This is a genomic window from Arthrobacter ginkgonis, assembly GCF_039540195.1.
Classification (GTDB): Bacteria; Actinomycetota; Actinomycetes; order Actinomycetales; family Micrococcaceae; genus Zafaria; species Zafaria ginkgonis.
In genome coordinates, this window is the sequence record NZ_BAABEO010000017.1 from 1 (window position 1) to 17,962 (window position 17,962).

The following is a 17,962-nucleotide window of genomic DNA, read 5'->3' on the forward strand; positions in this document are numbered from 1 at the left end:
ACCAGGGCCGCGCGCTCGATGCCGAGTTCGTCCATGAACTGCACCAGCGCCCCGACCGAGTCGGCCTGTTCCGGGGTCGCCGAATCCGAGTCTCCCCAGCCGGGCACGTCGATGGCCAGGACCCGGAACCGCTCCGCGAGCGGGCCGATGTTCGGGGAGAAGTTGCTCCACCCGGACGCGCCGGGCCCGGACCCGTGGATCAGGATCAGCGGGTGCCCGCTCCCGGCCTCCTGGTAGTGGATGCTCCAATCCCGGGTCCGGACGGTGCGGGAGGTGGATTCGCGGGTGATCTCCGCGGTGGCGTCAATGGTCATGGGTCTTCCTCTGTGCTGTGGACTTGTGGTGCGGGATGCGGTTGGGGAAGGGGCCCCGGTGGAGGGTCCTAGTAGAAGATGGACCGGTCGTGCTCCAGGCCGAACGTGTCCTGCCCGTAGCCCTGGTAGATGGCTTCGGCGATGTTGCACACGTGGTTCATGGCCGCGTGCGCGTCGCGCCAGTAGCGCTGGAACGGCTGCTCGAGGCGCAGGGATCCGCCGCCGGCGAAGGTGAAGAGCCGGTCGACGGCGTCGACGGCGCGGCGGGAGGCGCGCACCTGGTCGGTCCGGAATTCGAGGCGCTCGGACTCGGTGAGGCGGCGCCCGGTGGCGGCGATCTCCTGCATGCGGCGCGCACCGTCCAGAAGCTGGAGGCGGCTGGCGCGGATGTCGGCTGACGCCTCGGCCAGCGCCGCCTGCTGGAAGGGGTTTCCGGCCACCCGGTCCCCCATGGCGCCGATGCGGTTCCGGGTGTAGTCGGTGAATTCGCGCAGTGCGCCCTGGGTGATGCCCAGGGTTGCCGAGGCGATCGCGTAGGAGAACACCACGCCGAAGGGCATCGCGTAGAGCGGGTGGCCCGGACGGTTCCGCTCGGTCAGCCCGCCCCCGATCAACGCTGCCGCACCGATGGCGCGGTGCTCGGGAACGAAGGCGTCGGTGACGACCAGGTCCTTGCTGCCGGTGCCCTTGAGGCCGATCACGTTCCAGGAATCCTCCACGATCCGGTAGTCGGCGCGGGGCAGGACGAAGTGGCGCACGTCGGGGACCTCCCCGGCGTTGCCTTCCGCGTCGGTGGCCACGCCTCCGATGACCACCCACTGGCAGTTGTCGGTTCCGGAGGAGAACTGCCAGCGTCCGGTGAGGCGGTAGCCGCCGTCGACCGGGACGGCCCGGCCGGTGGGCGCGTAGGGGGAAGCGATCCAGGTGTCGGGATCCGTTCCCCACAGTTCGGCCTGCAGCCGGGGATCGGCCTGGCTCAGCTCCCACGGATGGACGCCCACGACGCCGGCGACCCAGCCGGCCGCCGGGTTCAGCGCGGCGATCTGCATCACTGCGGCGGAGAATTCCTCCAGGGAGGTTTCCAGGCCGCCGTTGTCGCAGCTTTGCAGCATGCGGACGACGCCGGTTCCCTTGACGAGGTCGGCGACTTCGGGGGCGAGCCTGCCGGCCAGTTCGGCTTCGCCGGCGCTGTCGCGCAGCCGGTCGGCGACCTGGCTGATCTGGTGTTGGACGGACACCGAGGAAAGAGTGCTCATGGTTCTCGCTTTCTGGGGCAAAGACTTCAGTGGGCGGACTGCGTGGCGTGGCCTGCTAGGGCGCCGCTGCGGGCTCGGGCATCCGGGTGACCAGTGCCGGCGGGAGCTCGGCGTTGCGCTCGCCCGGGGCATGGCCCCAGATGCTGGCCTTGTGGAAGGTCCGCGGCACCCACAGGTCGTCCACGGCCAGTCCGCCGTAGCCGTACTCGATGGCGAAGTGCGAGGGGGTGTGGACGTAGAAGGAAGTCATGAGGTCGTTGGTGTGGCGTCCCAGGCTGCTGACGATCGGGTGTCCGTGCTCGTTGCACAGGTCCAATGCGGTGCCGACGTCGTCCAGGGAGTTCGCCTCCAGCATGAGGTGGTGCAGGCCGGTCATCGGGGCCTGGATCAGCGCCAACGTGTGGTGGCGGCCGTTGACGTGGTAGAAGCGTCCGTCCAGCTTGCCGTCGATGATGCGGTCGGACAGCTTGAAGTCCAGCACGCCGCGGAAGAATTCGTCCGCCGCCTCCAGGTCCGGCACCAGCAGCACCACGTGTCCCACGCCCTGCTCCCCCGTCTTGAACCCGCTGTGGGCGCGCCCCGGACGGAAGGTGCTGGGCAGGAAGACCTGCCCCCAGGAAACCTCGTGGCGGAACCCGAACGGGTCGTGGAACCAGACGAAGCCTTCGACGCCGCGGTGCTCCGCGGTCTCCGGGTCGCCGTCGAAAACCTCCAGGCCGGAAGCCTCCACCCGCTGGGCGACTTCCCGCGCCTGCTCCGGGAGGGAGACGCCCCAGCCGAAGTAGGCGACGTCGTTGCGTTCGCCCGGGTGGATCGCCAGGCGGAAGAGCGCGTCATCCGCCCGGTAGCGCTGCGCGCCGTCCGGTCCGTCCGGACCCCGTTCGAGGCCCAGGACGCGGGTGCCGAAATGGTCCCATTCCTTCTGGGCGGGGGTGGCAATGCCAACGTAGGCGAGGGATTCAAGCATGGGTGGACTCTCCTTTGAGCCAGGGATGCGGAAGGTTTTAGAACTCCTCCCCTAGAACCACAGTTCTAGGATGCCCAAACCGTAACCCACGTCACAGGCGCCCACAAGAGGTTGGGGGAAATATGCTTCCAACGCCCCGCTGCCCCATCCCTGGATCCGCAAAGGGACCCGCAAATGAAGCCGGTCCCGTATGTGTGACGCAACAAACGCCTCTCAACAGCACCCTTCAATAGATGCCGCCCAATAAACGCTTGCCCCATCCGTGAACGATTGAAAAGCCGCCGCCTTAAAGGGGATTCCGGCTCCGCAGGATTGCGACCCCTCCCATCCCGGCGCTAACCGTCGCTACTTCCTCAGGGCCCCTAATGGCCGTCTTGGCGTGGTGTGAATACGGCAGGCAATACGTCCGCGAAGGCGCATGGCTCCACGTCCACAAGAGAAGAAGCGCCTTGGTTTTGGGCACAAAAAATGGGCCGCGGATATTCCGCGGCCCATTCCTTGGGGTGTTAGCCGTTGGCCTTTTCGTAGGCCTCAACCACCGACTGCTTGATGCGCCCCTTGGGCGCAACCTCAAGGCCCTGGCCCGCCGCCCATTCGCGGATCTTCTGAAGTTCCGCGGGGCCCCGACGGGCTTCACCCTGGGCGCGCGGGGTCCTCCCGGATTCCTTCGTGGCCGCCTTGATGTATGGGGCCAGGGCCTCCTGGAGCGCCTGGTAGTTTCCCGAGCTCAGGTCGATGGCGTATTTGTCATCGCCAAGGGCAAAGGTGTAGGACTTCGCGTCCGCAGTTCCATCAATGTCATCAACGATAATCGTGGATTTAGCCATGCATGGAGATTACAGCTCACACCTGAAGAATGAAAAGCCGCCCTATTGGCGTGCGGCAGGAAGTCCTTAGTGGTGTCCTCGAATGCGGCATTCCTAAGGAGCCTCGAAAGGGACATGGGGCGGGACGTTGGAAGTGGAATCCTCGTTCCAGCATCATTGGCGAGCGAATTCACCAATAAATCCAAGTGCCGGAAATAAGCGGTTAGACGGTTTCCTGGCCGCGTTCCGGACCGGGCTTTTGCCACGGCCAGCGTCCGGTGATTTCAAGCTCCAAGGAAAAGCTGAGGAAGGTACGGATCAACACGATAAGGGCCAGCACGCCCACCGACTCGAAGCTCGGGGCCACGGCGACGGTGCGGATGATGTCGGCGGCGACCAGCAGCTCCAGGCCCAGCAGGATCGAGCGCCCCAGCCGCCGCCGATAGGTCCCGTAGGTGTCTCCGGCGCGCCGTTGCAGCACCGCCATCCCGGCCTGGAGGGTCGCGACGGCGGCCCCGATCACGATGGCGGCAACGCCGGCGATGTCCACGGCCTTGCCCACGCCGTCCATGACGGTATGGAAATCCACGGATCCCTCCCCTCCTTGTGAACGCCCGGTCGGGGCACCTGCTGCGACCAAGACGAGCAGGGGCCCCTTCCCATGGCCCGCCCTGCCGACGGCCGGCCCTTACGTGGCGCGTGCGGCAGGCCTGGGACCCATAACGGGGATTGAGCCGATTCTTGCCCACGGGGCCAACCGCTGGCAAGCGTCGAACGAAACGGCGGCATCCCGTTTCGCCGGCCCTACCCCGACGCCCCGCTGTTGACGTGCCGTGATTCAGATCACTATGGTTTGGCTGGTCAAATGAAACGTTCTAATTGAAAGGTTCCAATGACTGCCGAATCCCCCTCTGGCATCCACTTCATGCCGAAGCCATCACCGACCCGAAGACAGCTCATCGGCACCGCGGCAATAGCGGGCTTGGGCTTGGCCGTCTGGCCAAGCGCAGATCAAGCGGCCCATGGGGCCCCCGACCAGAGCCCGGCATCGGATGAAGCGTTTGCCCGGTCCTTCCGGAAACCACCGAACACCGCCGCCGCGCGGTTCCGCTGGTGGTGGCCCAACGGCCACGTTGAACCGATTCAAATCCGGCGGGAGGTGGCTGCCATCGCCAAGGCCGGATTCGGCGGCCTCGAAATCGCCGACGTGCACCACAGCGTGCGCTCCGGTCTGGATCCGGTGGGCCACGGATGGGCGACTCCGGCGTGGAAGGCCGGGCTCGAGGCGGCCCTGGAAGAGGCCGTCGAACAGGGCGTCACGATCGACGTGACGGCTGGCCCGTCCTGGCCGTCCGCCCTGCCGACGGTGACGCCGGACGACCCTGCGGCCGTCACCGAGCTGGCCCACGGCACCCTCGAACTGGCCGGAGGCAGCACCTATGACGGCGTCGTCCCGGCCGCGCTGCATGCCGCGGCGGATGGCGTCACGAAGCAGCAGCTCATTGCGGTCCAGGCGGTGCGGATCGTCACCCGTTCGACCCGCGAGTCGACCCTGGAGAAGAGCTCGCTCGTGGATCTGACGGACCAGGTGGTCGACGGGCGGTTAAGGTGGGCGGCTCCCGATGGCGAGTGGCTGGTCCTGGCCTACTGGCAGCGCGGTTCCGGGCAGATGCCCGAGGCCGGACCCCACACGTCTCCGGACTCATACGTGGTGGACCACTTCAGCAGGCTCGGCACGGAGGCCATAACCGGGTACTGGGACAGGAACATTCTGACGCCGAAGATCCGCCGCCTGCTGAGGACGGCCGGAAACACCTTCTTCGAGGATTCGCTGGAGATGGAGACGGAGTCAACCCTGTGGACCGCGGGCTTCCTGGACGAGTTCCGCGCCCAGAACGGCTACGATCTGTTGCCGTACCTGCCCGTGGTCATCGAGTCCAAGGAAAAGTATCTCTACACCTATGCCACGGACGAGACCTCCCGGGTCCGGGACGATGTCGCCCAGGTCTTCAGCAACCTCTACCGGGACAATCACCTCCTTCCGTTGAAGAAGTGGGCCAACGCCCTGGGACTGGAACTACGGATCCAGGCCTACGGCCTGGAGACGGACACACTCGAGTACTCCGGACTGCTGGACCAGCCCGAGACCGAATCGTTGGGGTTCAAGAACCTGGACGACTACCGGATCATGGCCGGTGGACGCGACATGGGCGGGCGGACCATTCTGTCCTGCGAGGCCGCCGCGTACAACGGCAGCGCGTACGCGGTTCCGTGGAGCCGGGTACTGACCACCGTCAACAGCATCTACACGGCAGGGGTCAACCAAGCCGTCCTGCATGGTTTTCCCTATGCCGACGCCCCGGGGGCCCAGTGGCCGGGATTCGCCGCCTTTTCGCCGTATTTCAACAACGCGCCCGGATTTTCCGAAGCTTGGGGGCCGCGGCAACCGACCTGGGGCCACGTACCTCACATTGCGGACTATCTGCGGCGCACCCAATGGGTCCTGCAATCCGGCCGACCCCGCTTGGATCTGGTCTACTACCGCCAGAAGGGTTGGGCCAGTACCGGCATCGGCGTCCAGTGGGGCACCAATGACGGGATCCCCGTGGGGTGGAGCCACGGCTTCCTCAGCGCCGCACTGTTGGACTGGGAGTCGGCCATTGTTCGCAACGGCCGGCTCGCCCCGGACGGTCCGGCGTACAAGGCGATCATCATCGAGGCGGATGCCTTCCGCGGCCGGCGCCCCACCCTGACGGTCCGTGCCGCTGAACGTCTATACCAGTTGGCGGCCGACGGCCTTGCGGTGATCTTCGTCGGCGACTGGAACAACGCCACCGTGGAGGGGCTCCCGCAGGGCACCGACAACGTTGATATCAAGAAATGGATGGATCGCTCGCTGGCCCTGCCCACGGTCCGGCTGGCTGGCACCGCCACGGAGCTTCCGGCACTGCTGGCGGAGCTGGGCATCGAACGCGAGGTGGCGCATGAGAAGTCCACCTTGATCCACATGCACCGTGCCCTCGACGACGCCGACCTGTACTACATCGCCAACGCCAAGCATGCCGAGAACAGGCGCCTGGAGCGGGTTGAACAGGATATCTGGATCCGTTCGGACAAGGCATCCGACGTTCCCTACCGTCTCGACGCCTGGACCGGGGAGATCAATCGCGTTGGGCAGTTCACCCGGGACGAGGGTGGCATCCGGGTCCGCGTGGCACTGGATCCTGGAGAAAGCACCATCATCGCTGTGGCTGCGGCAACGTGGAACCGGAAGCGGGACGCGAAGCTGCCGCAGGTTCTCCATACCGACGCGGATTCGGTGTCGGTGGACGGCCAATCGGTCAGTCTCCGGGCGGCATCCGGAGGCAAATACCTCGCCAGTCTGGCAGGGGGCACCACCCGGACGTTCACCATTCCCGAGGTGCCGGCGCCCGCTACCCTGCGGCGCTGGTCGGTGGAAATCGAGGACTGGCAGCCAGGTTCGGTTGCCACGGAAACGGCCAAGAGCAGGCGAAGCATCGAACTGGAGGAACTCAAGCCATGGAGCGAACTGCCAGGGTTCGAGGACACGTCCGGACTCGGGGTCTATCGGACCACGCTGCGTCTCGATCAACGGTGGAGCCACGGCGTCGGAAGCTACCTGAAGCTGGGCGAGGTCTTCGACACGTTCCGCGTAAAGGTCAACGGTACCGAACTCCAGGCGCCCGCGTCGCTGCAGACTGTCGTTGACCTGGGCACGGCCCTGCATCCGGGCGAGAACACGATCGAGATTGAGGTGGCAACGACGCTGCTGAACCGGCTCAGGGTCAGCAACCCCACGGTCTTCGGCGTCGCCGGCCGCCAGCGGTATGGACTCATCGGCCCTGTCGAGCTGGTGCCGTACGGCACCGTCGAAGTCCGCTAGGGTCACCCCATTGCAAAAGCGCGGCCCCGCCCACGAAAGCGGGGACGCGCTTTTGCCGCTGGGCCGCCGCATACGTCTTGCGCCGCTTGTGCAGGGCTGCCGTTCCGGGCAGCGGCCATAGCCACGGCCGTCCCCCCGGCGGCTCCGGCTACAGGCGCAGCGGGACCTGTTTTCGGTCTGTGCGCACCGCCTGGCCTCACGCTCTCCGCGAACGGACGATCACGACCTCCAGGTTCCGGGGCCCGTGGACACCTTCCACCCGTTCCAGTTCGATGTCGCTGGTCGCGCTGGGCCCGCTGATCATCGTGATGGGCCGGGTCCCGTCCAGCCGAGCCAGGGCCTCGGGGAGGAGTTCGGTGATGCCCGCCGCCTCCACCACGCAGATGTGCCGGTCCGGGACCAGGCTGATCGCCCGCCGGCCCTGGCCGGGGCTGCCGTCCAGGATGATCGTCCCGGTCTGGGCCACGGCGGCGGCGCTGGCGGTGAGGACGGCGTCGGCACCGTCCAGCTCCGCCAGGGCCAGGGGGCTCTCCGGGCCGTCGGTCTTGATCCGCGGGCCCGTCTCCGGGTTGTCCGCCGGAAGCCACGCCGCGGTGAAGCCGGCGGGAACGACGCAGTCGCCCGTCCCGGCCAGCAGGTCGGCGATCCGGTCGGCCACCTGGTCCGGCCCCACCACCTGGACCTTGGCCTTGTAGTCCACGAGCCGGTCGACGAGAAGTTCAATGCGCGCGTCCTCGCTCATCGTCGAGGTCCGCCGGTAGGTCCGGTCCGGTTGCGGGGCCGCGGGGGCGTCCCGCAGGGCGGAGCGGACCCGCCCCAGGATTTCGTCGCGTGCGCTCATGGCTTCCCCTTTTCCTGATCCTGTCCGGTTCCCTGATCCTGCCCGGTGCCGTGGTCCGGTCCTTGATGTTCCGGGCCCTTCCCGTGTTCCTTGCGCCACCAGGCCCGGAAGGATTCCGACGGCGGGGCGGGGATGTCGCGGCTCTGGGTCCAGCCGGCGGCGATGCCGGGCAGGCGGGTGATCTTGCGGTCCGGACCGGCGACCAGGCGGCCCAACGGCAGCGCCTTTTCTGCCAGGCCCAGGCGCTTGCCGGAGGAGAGCGCCCAGGAGGCGGCCTGCATGGCGGCGTCCATCTGGGTGGGCAGTTTCCGCTTTCCGCGTTTGCTGTCCACGTCCTCCCCGCGCAGGTGGACCAGGATGTCGGGGATGTTGATCTTCACCGGGCAGGCGTCGTAGCAGGCCCCGCACAGTGAGGAGGCGTAGGGCAGCGAACTGTTCTCCTCCGACTCGATGCCGGTCAGCAGGGGCGAGAGGATCGCGCCGATGGGCCCGGGATAGGTCGATCCGTAGGCGTGCCCGCCCGTGCGCTCGTACACGGGACAGACATTCATGCACGCGCTGCAGCGGATGCAATGCAGGGCCGAACGGCCCATCTCGTCCGCCAAGGCGGCGGATCGTCCGTTGTCCAGGAGCACCAGGTGCACGTTGGCCGGCCCGTCCCCCGGCGTGACGCCGGTCCACAGCGAGGTGTAGGGGTTCATCCGTTCCCCGGTGGAGGAACGGGGCAGCAGCTGCATGAATACCTCGAGGTCCTGCCAGGTGGGCAGCAGCTTCTCGATGCCCATGACGGTGATCAGGGTTTCGGGCAGGGTCAGGCACATGCGTCCGTTGCCTTCGGATTCGACGACGGCGAGGGTCCCGGAGTCGGCGAGCGCGAAGTTGGCGCCGGAGACGGCGACCTTGGCGGTGAGGAATTTACGGCGCAGGTGCGTCCGGGCCGCGTCGGCGAGCTTGGCCGGTTCGTCGGTCAGGGCCGGGTCCACCTCGGGCATTTCCCGCAGGAAGATGTCGCGGACCTCGGTCCTGTTCTTGTGGATGGCGGGGACCAGGATGTGGCTGGGCTTGTCGTGGTCGAGCTGGACGATCAGCTCGGCCAGGTCGGTTTCGAAGGCGGCGATGCCCTGTTCCTCGAGGTACTCGTTCAGGCCGATCTCCTGGGTGGCCATGGACTTGATCTTGACCACCTCGTCGGCCCCCTGGTCCCGGACCAGGCCTGCGACGATGGCGTTGGCTTCGGCCGCGTCGCGGGCCCAGTGGATGGTGCCGCCGCGGGCGGTGAAGTTTTCCTCGAACTGCTCCAGCAGTTCCGGCAGGCGGGCCATCACGTTTTGCTTGATGGTGCTGCCGGCTTCGCGCAACTGTTCCCAGTCGGGCAGCTCGGCGACGACCTTCAGCCGCTTGTCCCGGATGGTGTGGGTGGCGTGGCCGAGGTTGGCGCGCAGCTGGGCGTTGCCCAGTTCCCTGCGGGCAGCGGCAGGGAACGGCTCGCTGGCGTGGATGTTGCCCTCCCCGAAGACGGGTAGGGAGGGCATTCCGAGGAATGTCTGGCTCAATGGGAGCCCCTTCCGCTGGAGAGCCGGACGGCGCCGGTGACGGGTGCCGGATCCTGCTCGGTGCTGGCGAGGATTTCGGCAAAGTGCAGGGTGCCCACGGGGCTGCCCTGCCGGGACAGGCCGCCGCCGATGTGCATGAGGCAGGAGGCGTCCCCGCCGGTGCACAGGGACGCGCCCGTGGCCTCGATGTTGGCGGTCTTGTCCGCCAGCATCGCCGAGGACACGTCGGCGTTCTTCATCGAGAAGGTCCCGCCGAAGCCGCAGCACTGGTCGGCCTCTGCCAGCGGCGCGAGGTCGATGCCCCGCACGGTCCCCAGCAGCTGCTGCTGGCGGTCCCCGAGCCGGAGCAGGCGCATGCCATGGCAGCTGGGGTGGTACGTAACCCGGTGCGGGAACCAGGATCCGAGCTGGGTCCCGGCGTCGGTGATGCCGAGGACGTCCACCAGGAGCTGGGACAGTTCGTAGGTCCGCGCGCCGACGGCGGCGGCCCGGGCCTCCAGGTCCGCGTCCCCGCAGCGGCGGGCAAGCATGGGGTGCTGGTGCCTGACGGAGGCGACGCAGGATCCCGAGGGGGCCACGACGGCGTCGTACTCCTCCTCCTCGAAGGCCCTGACGTGGTTGGCGACCACGGGCACGGCTTCCTTGAGGTAGCCGCTGTTGACGTGCATCTGCCCGCAGCAGGCCTGCCCGGCGGGGAAGATGACGTCGTGGCCCAGCCGCTCGAGGATGGACACGGTGGCGCGGGCCGCGTTGGGATACATCGCATCCACGATGCAGGTGGCGAACAGGGCGATTCTCATGGCTTCCCTCCGGTGGCGGCCGGTTGGGCGGCGGCGCCTGATCCCTGCATACCAGACTCCTGCCGATCCTGTCCGGGCCGGTAGGTGGTGGTGGGCTGGTGGCGGGCGGTGAGGCGGCGCAGGTCGGCCAGGCCGCCGGCAACGGCGCCGGCGGCACGGGCCTGGATCAGGACGTTGCCCTGCGCTGTGGCCTCGACGGGGCCGGCGACGACGGGCAGGCCGGTGGCGTCGGCGGTGAGCTGGCACAGCAGGGCGTTCTGCGACCCGCCGCCGACGATGTGGACGGTGCCGACCCGCTGCCCGGACAGCTCCACCGCTTGGGCCAGGGTGCGTGCATACCCGGCCGCGAGGCTGTCCAGGATGCAGCGGACGATTCTCCCCGGATCCGCGCCGAGGGTTCCGCCGGCGGCCTCCACGGCGTCGCGGATGCGGCCGGGCATGCCGCCGGGGGCGATGAACGCCGGGGAGTCCGGGTCGATGGTCGGTCCGCCGGCGGGCAGGTGCGCCGCGGCGTCGAGCAGGTCCGCCAGTCGGGTCCCTGTGCTCCCGCCGGCGTTGCCTTCCCCGGCCCTTCCCTCTTCAGCCCACGTCCGCAGGCACTCCTGCAGCAGCCACAGGCCGCCGACGTTGCGCAGGTACCTGATGGTTCCGTCCACGCCGCGTTCGTTGGTGAAGTTGGCCAGGCGGCTGGCCTCGGTGAGCACGGGGTGCTGCAGTTCCACCCCCACCAGGGACCAGGTTCCGGAGGAGATGTAGGCGAAGTCCCGGGACCGGGCCGGGACGGCGGCGACCGCGGAGGCGGTGTCGTGGGATCCGACGGCCACCACCGGGGTCCGGGAGGGCAGCCCGGTGCGCCGGGCGATCTCCGGCAGCAGGGTGCCGATCGGTTCCCCGGGGCTCACCAGTGGCGCGAACAGGTCTTCCGGCAGGCGCAGCGGGGCCAGGAATTCGGAGGCCCACTCCCCCGCCACGGCGTCGAACAGGCCCGTGGTGGAGGCGTTGGTTTCCTCGGTGCGCCGCTGCCCGGTGAGCCAGAAGGCCAGCAGGTCCGGAATCAGCAGCGCCTGCTTCCCTTCCAGGTCCGGCTCGGCCGCCAGCTGGTAGAGGGTGTTGAACGGCAGGAACTGCAGACCCGTGGTGGCGTAGAGCCGCGCCGGATCGATCAGCCCGTGCACCCTGGCCACCTCCGCCTCGCCGCGCCCGTCCCGGTAGCTGTAGGGGACGTGCGCCAGTGACCCGTCGGCCGCGACCAGCCCGTAGTCCACGGCCCAGGTGTCGATGCCGATGCTGGCGATGCGTTCGCCGTTCTCCCGGGCCCGCTCGCCGGCGGCCGCCAGCCCGGTGAGGACCTGCTCGAAGATCCCGTGGATATCCCAGCGCAGCGCGCCGTCGATCCGCTGCGCCCCGTTGGGAAAGCGGTGGACGGTCTCCAGGTCGACGTCCTGCCCCTCCAGCCTGCCCAGGATGACGCGGCCGGAGGAGGCGCCGATGTCGACGGCGGCGAACACCGGCCGCTCGGCGCCGCTCACCGCAGGAAGGCGGCGGCGACGCCGGCGTCGACCGGCACGTGCAGGCCGGTGGTGTGGGACATGTCCGCAGAGGTCAGGACGGCGACGGCGTTGGCCACGTTCTCGGGCAGGACCTCGCGCTTGAGCAGAGTGCGCTGGGCGTAGTACTTGCCCAGTTCCTCCTCGGGCACCCCGTAGACCGCGGCGCGCTTGGCGCCCCAGCCGCCGGCGAAGATGCCGGAGCCGCGCACGACGCCGTCGGGGTTGATGCCGTTGACCTTCACGCCGTATTCACCCAGCTCGGCCGCCAGCAGGCGCACCTGGTGGGCCTGGTCAGCCTTGGTGGCGGAGTAGGCGATGTTGTTGGGTCCGGCGAAGACGGAGTTCTTGGAGGAGATGTAGATGATGTCTCCGCCCAGTTCCTGGTCGATGAGCACCCGGGCGGCGGCCTTGGACACCAGGAAGGATCCCTTGGCCATGACGTTGTGCTGCAGGTCCCAGTCCTTCTCGCTGGTTTCCAGGAGGGGCTTGGAGATGGACAGCCCGGCGTTGTTGACCACCAGGTCCAGGCCTCCGAAGGCCAGGACGGCCGCGTCGATGGCGGCGCGGACCTGGTCCTCGCTGGTCACGTCCGCCTGGACGCCGATGGCCACGTCGGGGCCGCCGAGTTCGTCGGCGACGGCCCGGGCGCTGTCCAGGTTCAGGTCGGCGATGACGACGCAGGCGCCCTCGGCCGCCAGCCGGGTGGCGATGGCCTTGCCGATGCCGGAGGCCGCCCCGGTCACCAGCGCGATGCGCGTGGCGTGGGACTTCGGCTTGGGCATGCGGGCCAGCTTGGCCTCCTCGAGCGCCCAGTACTCGATGCGGAACTTCTCGGATTCCTCGATCGGGGCGTAGCTGGAGAGGGCCTCGGCGCCGCGCATGACGTTGATGGCGTTGAGGTAGAACTCCCCGGCCACTCGCGCGGTCTGCTTGGTGGCCCCGTAGGAGAACATGCCGACGCCGGGCACCAAGACGATCGCCGGGTCAGCCCCGCGGATGGCCGGGGAATCGGCGGTGGCGTGGCGGTCGTAGTAGGCCTGGTAGTCGGCCCGGTACAGGGTGTGCAGTCCGCGCAGCCGGCTGATGCTGTCCTCGACGGAGGCGTCCGCGGGCAGGTCCAGGACCAGGGGCTTGACCTTGGTGCGCAGGAAGTGGTCAGGGCAGCTGGTCCCCAAGGCACCCAGGCGCGGGTGGGACTCGTGCCCCAGGAAGTCCAGCACCGCCGGATCGTCTGTGAAGTGGCCGACCTGCGCCTTGTCGGTGGAGGCAAGGCCACGAATCACGGGGGCCAGGGCGGCGGCCTTGGCGCGGCGCTCCTGCTCCGGCAGCGGGCCGTAGCCGGGCAGTGCCGGGCCGAAGGGCTCCTGCCGGCCGTTGTCGCGGATGTAGGCCTCGGCGGTCTCGATGATCCACAGCGAGTTCGCCTCGGCTTCTTCGCTGGTGGCACCCCACGCGGTGATGCCGTGCCCGCCCAGGATCGTGCCGACCGCCTGCGGGTTGGCCTCCTTGATCGCGGCGATGTCCATGCCCAGCTGGAAGCCTGGACGGCGCCATGGCACCCAGACCACCTTGCCGCCGAAGATGTCCTTGGTCAGGGCCTCCCCGTCGGCGGCGGTGGCGATGGCGATGCCGGAGTCCGGGTGCAGGTGGTCCACGTGCGCGGCGTCGACCAGGCCGTGCATGGCGGTGTCGATCGACGGGGCCGCCCCGCCCTTGCCGTGCAGGCAGTAATCGAAGGCGGCCACCATCTCGTCCTCGCGGTCCACCCCCGGGTAGGCCTGGACCAGGGAGCGCATGCGGTCCAGCCGCAGCACCGCCAGTCCGCCCTCTGTCAGGGTGCCCAGGTCCCCGCCGGAGCCCTTCATCCACAGCAGCTCGACGTCCTCGCCGGTGACGGGGTCGGTCTGGCTGCCCTTGGCCGAGGTGTTGCCCCCGGCGAAGTTGGTGTTGCGCTTGTCCGCCCCCAGGCGGTTCGAGCGGGCAATCAGGTCCGCAACGGTGTTGTTCGTCATTTCTCTTATGCTCCCCATCCGGCCTGCTGGCCGCCTTGGCGTTCGGTGTTGATCTTGTCCTGGTAGCCGCTGGCGCGGTAGGCGGCCATCGGGTCCGCCGGCAGGCCCCGGCTTTCGCGCCATTCGGCCAGGCCGGGCCGGACGTCGGTGTAGAAGGCATCCATGAAGATGCTGTTGGCGGCCAGCACGTCGCCGGCCCGCTGGGCCTCATCCAGCGCCGCGGTGTCCACCAGCAGCGCCCGGGCCGTCATTTCCTGCACATTGAGCACCGAGCGGATCTGGCCGGGGATCTTCTCCTCCAGGTTGTGGCACTGGTCCAGCATCAGCGCGACGCCGCTGTCCGGGCCGAAGCCGTTGCCGCGGACCACCTCGAACATGATCCGGAACAGCTGGAAGGGATCGGCGGATCCGACGATCAGGTCGTCGTCGGCGTAGAAGCGGGAGTTGAAGTCGAAGGACCCCAGCTTTCCGAGCCGCAGCAGCTGGGCGACGATGAATTCGATGTTGGTGCCCGGGGCGTGGTGGCCGGTGTCCAGGCACACCATTGCCTTCTCGCCCAGCTCCAGGCAGTGGGCGTAGGAGGTTCCCCAGTCGGGAACGTCGGTGTGGTAGAACGCCGGCTCGAAGAACTTGTACTCCAGGACCATCCGCTGGTGGTCGCCGAGCCGGTCGTAGACCTGCCGCAGGGACTCCTGCAGCCAGTCCTGCCGGGCGCGCATGTTCCCCTGGCCGGGGTAGTTGGTTCCGTCAGCGAGCCAGATCTTCAGGTCGCGCGAACCGGTCTGGTCCATGATGTCGATGCATTCGAGCATGTGGTCCACGGCCTTGCGGCGCACGCCCGGGTCGCTGTGGGTCAGGGAGCCGAACTTGTAGTCGTCGTCCTGGAAGGTGTTGCTGTTCACCGTGCCCAGCGCGATCCCCAGCCCCGCGGCGTGCTCCTTGAGCTTGCCGTAGTCGTCGACCTTGTCCCAGGGGATGTGCAGGGCCACCGCCGGCGCCAGGCCGGTCAGCTCGTTGACCTTGGCGGCGTCGGCGATCTTCTCCTCGACCGTGCGCGGGGTCCCGGCCGTGGCGAAGACCTTGAAACGGGTTCCCGAGTTGCCGTAGGCCCACGAGGGGACTTCGATGGCAAGGCCCTCCAAGCGGGCCGCGATGCTGGACAACGTTGTCATGGGGGCGAACTCCAAAATCCGGGGGCGGACGATCCAAGGGGTTGGCTGCGGGTCCGCAAGGGACCCCTCTGCCTTTTGAATCGTTTCATAAATACGTTTCAAAAGTAGGCAATTTCTAGTAGTGTGTCAAGCGTCATATTCGGAAAAATGCTCAGGAGCCGGAAAATGCGTCCAGCCAGCGTCAAGGACGTCGCCGACCGTGCCGGAGTCGCCGTCGGGACGGTTTCGAACGTGCTCAACTACCCGGACCGGGTGTCCGCGCGCACCCAGGAAAAGGTGCAGCGCGCCATCGAGGAACTGGGCTTCGTGCGCAACGACGCCGCCCGCCAGCTGCGGGCCGGGCGCAGCCGGACCATCGGCATGGTCCTGCTCGACGCCGCCAACCCGTTCTTCGCCTCGGTGGCCCGCGGGGCCGAGGACGCCGCCGCCGTCGCCGGCAGCAGCGTGATGTTTGCCAGCAGCCGCCACGATGCCCGGCGCGAGGCGCGCTACATCGACCTGTTCGAGGAGCAGCGCGTGCAGGGCCTGCTGGTCTCGCCGGTCGGCAGCATCGCCGCCCGCGTGGCCGAGCTGAAGGCCCACGGGCTCGTCGTCGTGCTGCTGGACCGCGAAGGCGACCCCGAGCTGTACAGCTCGGTGTCGGTGGACGACGTCCACGGCGGGTACCTGGCCGCCTCGCACCTGGTGGAGACGGGACGGACGCGGATCGCCTTCGTCGGCGGCGGCCGGCACCTGCAGCAGGTCGCCGACCGCCTCCGGGGCGCGGAGAAGGCGGTCGCCGAGCACCCCGGCGTGTCCCTGGAGTTCCTTCCCACCGAGGAGCTGAACGTCCTGGCCGGCCGGGAGGTGGGCCAGGCGCTGGTGCGGCGCTCCCGCGCCCTCCTGCCGGACGGGGTCTTCTGCGCGAACGACCTGCTGGCCACCGGCGTGCTGCAGTCCGTCCTGCTGGCCGAGTCCCTGGAGGTCCCCCGGGACATCGCGCTGATCGGCTACGACGACATCGACTTCGCCAGTTCCGCGATCGTGCCCCTGTCCTCCATCCGCCAGCCGGCCGAGGAGATCGGGCGCACGGCCATCCGCCTGCTGGCCCAGGAGCTGGAGGATCCCCAGGCGCCCCACGAGCACGTGGTCTTCAAGCCGGAGCTGGTGGTGCGCGGCAGCACCGGCGCCGCCCGGCCGAAGGTCTAGCGCCCGGCGCATGGCGCGGCGCCCGGTGCAGGGCGGGCGACGGACACGGCGCGGGGCGGAGGGACCGTTACGGTCCTTCCGCCCCGCGCTTTATGCCCCGCCCAGCTGGTCCTCGAGGTTGAAGACCTCCTCGAGCCGCACGAAGCCCTCGTCCGGGGCCCCGTCCAGGTCCTCGAAGAACTCCCCCATCTCCGCCTGCCACCGGCCGTTGACCTCGGTGGCGGCCATGGCCGCCTGCGCCGCGGCCAGGTCCTCCGTCTCGAAGTAGCCGATCAGGAGGCCGTCGGGCCTCAGGAACAGCGAATAGTTGTGCCATCCGGACCGCTGGAGGGCCTGCAGCATTTCCGGCCACACCGCCGCGTGGCGCCGCTTGTACTCATCGATCCGCCCAGGCTTGACCTGGAGCTGGAAGCAGATTCGTTTCATTGTCCCTACCGGTCTCGTTTTCCCGACCTGATTCACCGCGTGGGGCCCGGCGGGCGGACACTGTCCGCCCGCCGGGCCCCACGCGACCCGCCTGCGCGGCTAGAAGTCGTAGTCGTCGATGTTGTCCTTGTTGAAGACCGTCGGCGGGCCGACGATGATGATGCCGCCCTCTTCAACGGTGCGCTCGCCCAGGTCGCCGGCGGTGAACTTGTCGCCGGCCGCGCCGGTGATGGTGCCGTCGGCCAGGGCCTTGCCCGCGAAGGCGGCGACGTAGCCCAGCTGTGCCGGATCCCAGAGCGCGAACTCCGTGACCGTTCCGTCCTTGACGAAGTCGCGCATCTCGTTCGGCAGGCCCAGGCCGGTCAAGGCCACCTTGCCCTTGTATTCGGACTGGGAGAGGTAGCGGGCCGTGGCCGCGATGCCGACCGTGGTCGGGGAGATGATGCCCTTCAGGTCCGGGTAGGCCTGCAGCAGGCCCTGGGCCTCCTGGAAGGACTTGGTGTCGTCGTCGTCGCCGTAGACCTTGGCGACCAGTTCGATGTCCTTGTACTCCGGGTTGGACTTCAGCTCCTCCTCGATGAACTTGATCCACTCGTTCTGGTTGGTGGCGTTGGCCGTGGCGGAGAGGATGGCGATCTGGCCCGAGCCGCCGATCTGCTCGGCGATGAGCTCCATCTGGATCAGTGCCACGTCCTTGGCGACCACCTGGTTGATGAAGACGTCGCGGCAGTCGGGGTTGGTGTCAGAGTCGAAGGACACGATCTTCGCTCCGGCGGAGCGCGCCTCCTGGAGCGCCGGGCAGACGGCGTCGGGGTCGTTCGCGGCGACGGCGATCACGTTGGTGCCGGCCTGGGTTTCGGCGTTGATGAAGGACACCTGGCTCGAGGCGGAGGCCTCCAGCGGTCCGACCACCTGGTTGCTGGCGAACCCGGCTTCCCCGGCTCCGGTCTTTCCGCCGCCGAGGACCACGTCGGTGTAGGGGTTGTTCAGCTGCTTCGGAATGAAGGTGATGCTCTGGTCGCCTCCCGCGGCGGGGCTGCCTTCCGCATTGGACTCTCCGGAGGCTCCGCAGGCCGAGAGGGCCAGGGCCGCGACGGTGGCTACGGCGGCAAGCGACGCCAGGCGCCCTCCCCTGCCGGCAGTGGTGTGGATGAACTTCATTGTTTTCCCTCT

15 protein-coding genes are annotated in these 17,962 nt (G+C 68.4%); 2 read left to right on the forward strand and 13 right to left on the reverse strand.

Going from position 1 to position 17,962, the window contains the following annotated elements:
• The 5 genes from ABD912_RS11930 to ABD912_RS11950 all read right to left on the reverse strand — a co-directional run.
• The coding region (locus tag ABD912_RS11930; RefSeq protein WP_345151032.1) for an alpha/beta fold hydrolase at window positions 1-314 on the reverse strand (314 nt) is incomplete at its 3' end.
• Between the two features lie 68 nt (window positions 315-382).
• A complete protein-coding gene (locus ABD912_RS11935) occupies window positions 383-1,570 on the reverse strand; it encodes an acyl-CoA dehydrogenase family protein (protein ID WP_345151036.1) in 1,188 nt (395 codons plus the stop codon).
• A gap of 55 nt (window positions 1,571-1,625) precedes the next feature.
• Window positions 1,626-2,537, reverse strand: coding sequence for a VOC family protein (locus ABD912_RS11940; protein ID WP_345151038.1), 912 nt, complete (start codon window positions 2,535-2,537; stop codon window positions 1,626-1,628).
• A gap of 506 nt (window positions 2,538-3,043) precedes the next feature.
• Window positions 3,044-3,364 carry a histone-like nucleoid-structuring protein Lsr2 gene (locus ABD912_RS11945; RefSeq protein ID WP_345151040.1) on the reverse strand — a complete coding sequence of 107 codons (321 nt, stop codon included), beginning with the start codon at window positions 3,362-3,364 and terminating at the stop codon, window positions 3,044-3,046.
• A gap of 202 nt (window positions 3,365-3,566) precedes the next feature.
• A complete protein-coding gene (locus ABD912_RS11950) occupies window positions 3,567-3,932 on the reverse strand; it encodes a DUF1622 domain-containing protein (RefSeq protein WP_345151042.1) in 366 nt (121 codons plus the stop codon).
• A gap of 336 nt (window positions 3,933-4,268) precedes the next feature.
• Between ABD912_RS11950 and ABD912_RS11955 the strand changes: the two genes are divergently transcribed.
• Window positions 4,269-7,247 (forward strand): glycosyl hydrolase, encoded by a 2,979-nt coding sequence (locus ABD912_RS11955; protein WP_345151330.1) that lies wholly within the window; start codon window positions 4,269-4,271, stop codon window positions 7,245-7,247.
• A 196-nt stretch (window positions 7,248-7,443) separates the two neighbouring features.
• Here ABD912_RS11955 and ABD912_RS11960 read toward each other — a convergent pair whose 3' ends face one another.
• From ABD912_RS11960 to rhaI, 6 genes are read right to left on the reverse strand one after another with little or no spacing between them, the layout of a single operon-like run.
• Window positions 7,444-8,088, reverse strand: coding sequence for a LutC/YkgG family protein (locus ABD912_RS11960; RefSeq protein WP_345151043.1), 645 nt, complete (start codon window positions 8,086-8,088; stop codon window positions 7,444-7,446).
• Window positions 8,085-9,641: a LutB/LldF family L-lactate oxidation iron-sulfur protein gene (locus ABD912_RS11965; protein ID WP_345151044.1), complete on the reverse strand. Its 1,557-nt coding sequence runs from the start codon at window positions 9,639-9,641 to the stop codon at window positions 8,085-8,087. The genes ABD912_RS11960 and ABD912_RS11965 overlap by 4 nt, the downstream gene beginning before the upstream one ends.
• On the reverse strand, window positions 9,638-10,441 hold the full coding sequence (locus ABD912_RS11970) for a (Fe-S)-binding protein (protein WP_345151045.1): 804 nt from the start codon (window positions 10,439-10,441) through the stop codon (window positions 9,638-9,640). The genes ABD912_RS11965 and ABD912_RS11970 overlap by 4 nt, the downstream gene beginning before the upstream one ends.
• The gene (locus ABD912_RS11975; RefSeq protein ID WP_345151046.1) at window positions 10,438-11,970 is read right to left on the reverse strand and encodes a rhamnulokinase; all 1,533 of its coding nucleotides are present in this window, start codon (window positions 11,968-11,970) and stop codon (window positions 10,438-10,440) included. The genes ABD912_RS11970 and ABD912_RS11975 overlap by 4 nt, the downstream gene beginning before the upstream one ends.
• Complete coding sequence (locus ABD912_RS11980) at window positions 11,967-14,003, reverse strand: bifunctional aldolase/short-chain dehydrogenase (RefSeq protein ID WP_345151048.1); 2,037 nt, start codon at window positions 14,001-14,003, stop codon at window positions 11,967-11,969. Before ABD912_RS11980 ends, ABD912_RS11975 begins: the two co-directional genes overlap by 4 nt.
• A gap of 5 nt (window positions 14,004-14,008) precedes the next feature.
• Window positions 14,009-15,175, reverse strand: a complete 1,167-nt coding sequence (gene rhaI, locus ABD912_RS11985; protein WP_345151049.1) for an L-rhamnose isomerase — start codon at window positions 15,173-15,175, stop codon at window positions 14,009-14,011.
• Between the two features lie 165 nt (window positions 15,176-15,340).
• Between rhaI and ABD912_RS11990 the strand changes: the two genes are divergently transcribed.
• Window positions 15,341-16,363: a LacI family DNA-binding transcriptional regulator gene (locus tag ABD912_RS11990; RefSeq protein WP_345151051.1), complete on the forward strand. Its 1,023-nt coding sequence runs from the start codon at window positions 15,341-15,343 to the stop codon at window positions 16,361-16,363.
• A gap of 90 nt (window positions 16,364-16,453) precedes the next feature.
• Here the strand turns inward: ABD912_RS11990 and ABD912_RS11995 are convergent, their stop codons facing one another.
• Window positions 16,454-16,789, reverse strand: coding sequence for an L-rhamnose mutarotase (locus tag ABD912_RS11995; protein WP_345151052.1), 336 nt, complete (start codon window positions 16,787-16,789; stop codon window positions 16,454-16,456).
• Window positions 16,790-16,888: 99 nt separating this feature from the next.
• A complete protein-coding gene (rhaS, locus tag ABD912_RS12000) occupies window positions 16,889-17,950 on the reverse strand; it encodes a rhamnose ABC transporter substrate-binding protein (RefSeq protein WP_345151054.1) in 1,062 nt (353 codons plus the stop codon).
• Window positions 17,951-17,962: the final 12 nt, after the last annotated feature.

Excerpts from the sequence above, each read along its gene's own strand:
- ABD912_RS11935 (WP_345151036.1), bottom strand. The coding sequence starts at position 1,570 with ATGAGCACTCTTTCCTCGGTGTCCGTCCAACACCAGATCAGCCAGGTC.
- ABD912_RS11940 (WP_345151038.1), bottom strand. The coding sequence starts at position 2,537 with ATGCTTGAATCCCTCGCCTACGTTGGCATTGCCACCCCCGCCCAGAAG.
- ABD912_RS11945 (WP_345151040.1), bottom strand. The coding sequence starts at position 3,364 with ATGGCTAAATCCACGATTATCGTTGATGACATTGATGGAACTGCGGAC.
- ABD912_RS11955 (WP_345151330.1), top strand. The coding sequence starts at position 4,269 with ATGCCGAAGCCATCACCGACCCGAAGACAGCTCATCGGCACCGCGGCA.
- ABD912_RS11960 (WP_345151043.1), bottom strand. The coding sequence starts at position 8,088 with ATGAGCGCACGCGACGAAATCCTGGGGCGGGTCCGCTCCGCCCTGCGG.
- ABD912_RS11970 (WP_345151045.1), bottom strand. The coding sequence starts at position 10,441 with ATGAGAATCGCCCTGTTCGCCACCTGCATCGTGGATGCGATGTATCCC.
- ABD912_RS11980 (WP_345151048.1), bottom strand. The coding sequence starts at position 14,003 with ATGACGAACAACACCGTTGCGGACCTGATTGCCCGCTCGAACCGCCTG.
- rhaI (WP_345151049.1), bottom strand. The coding sequence starts at position 15,175 with ATGACAACGTTGTCCAGCATCGCGGCCCGCTTGGAGGGCCTTGCCATC.
- ABD912_RS11990 (WP_345151051.1), top strand. The coding sequence starts at position 15,341 with ATGCGTCCAGCCAGCGTCAAGGACGTCGCCGACCGTGCCGGAGTCGCC.
- ABD912_RS11995 (WP_345151052.1), bottom strand. The coding sequence starts at position 16,789 with ATGAAACGAATCTGCTTCCAGCTCCAGGTCAAGCCTGGGCGGATCGAT.
- rhaS (WP_345151054.1), bottom strand. The coding sequence starts at position 17,950 with ATGAAGTTCATCCACACCACTGCCGGCAGGGGAGGGCGCCTGGCGTCG.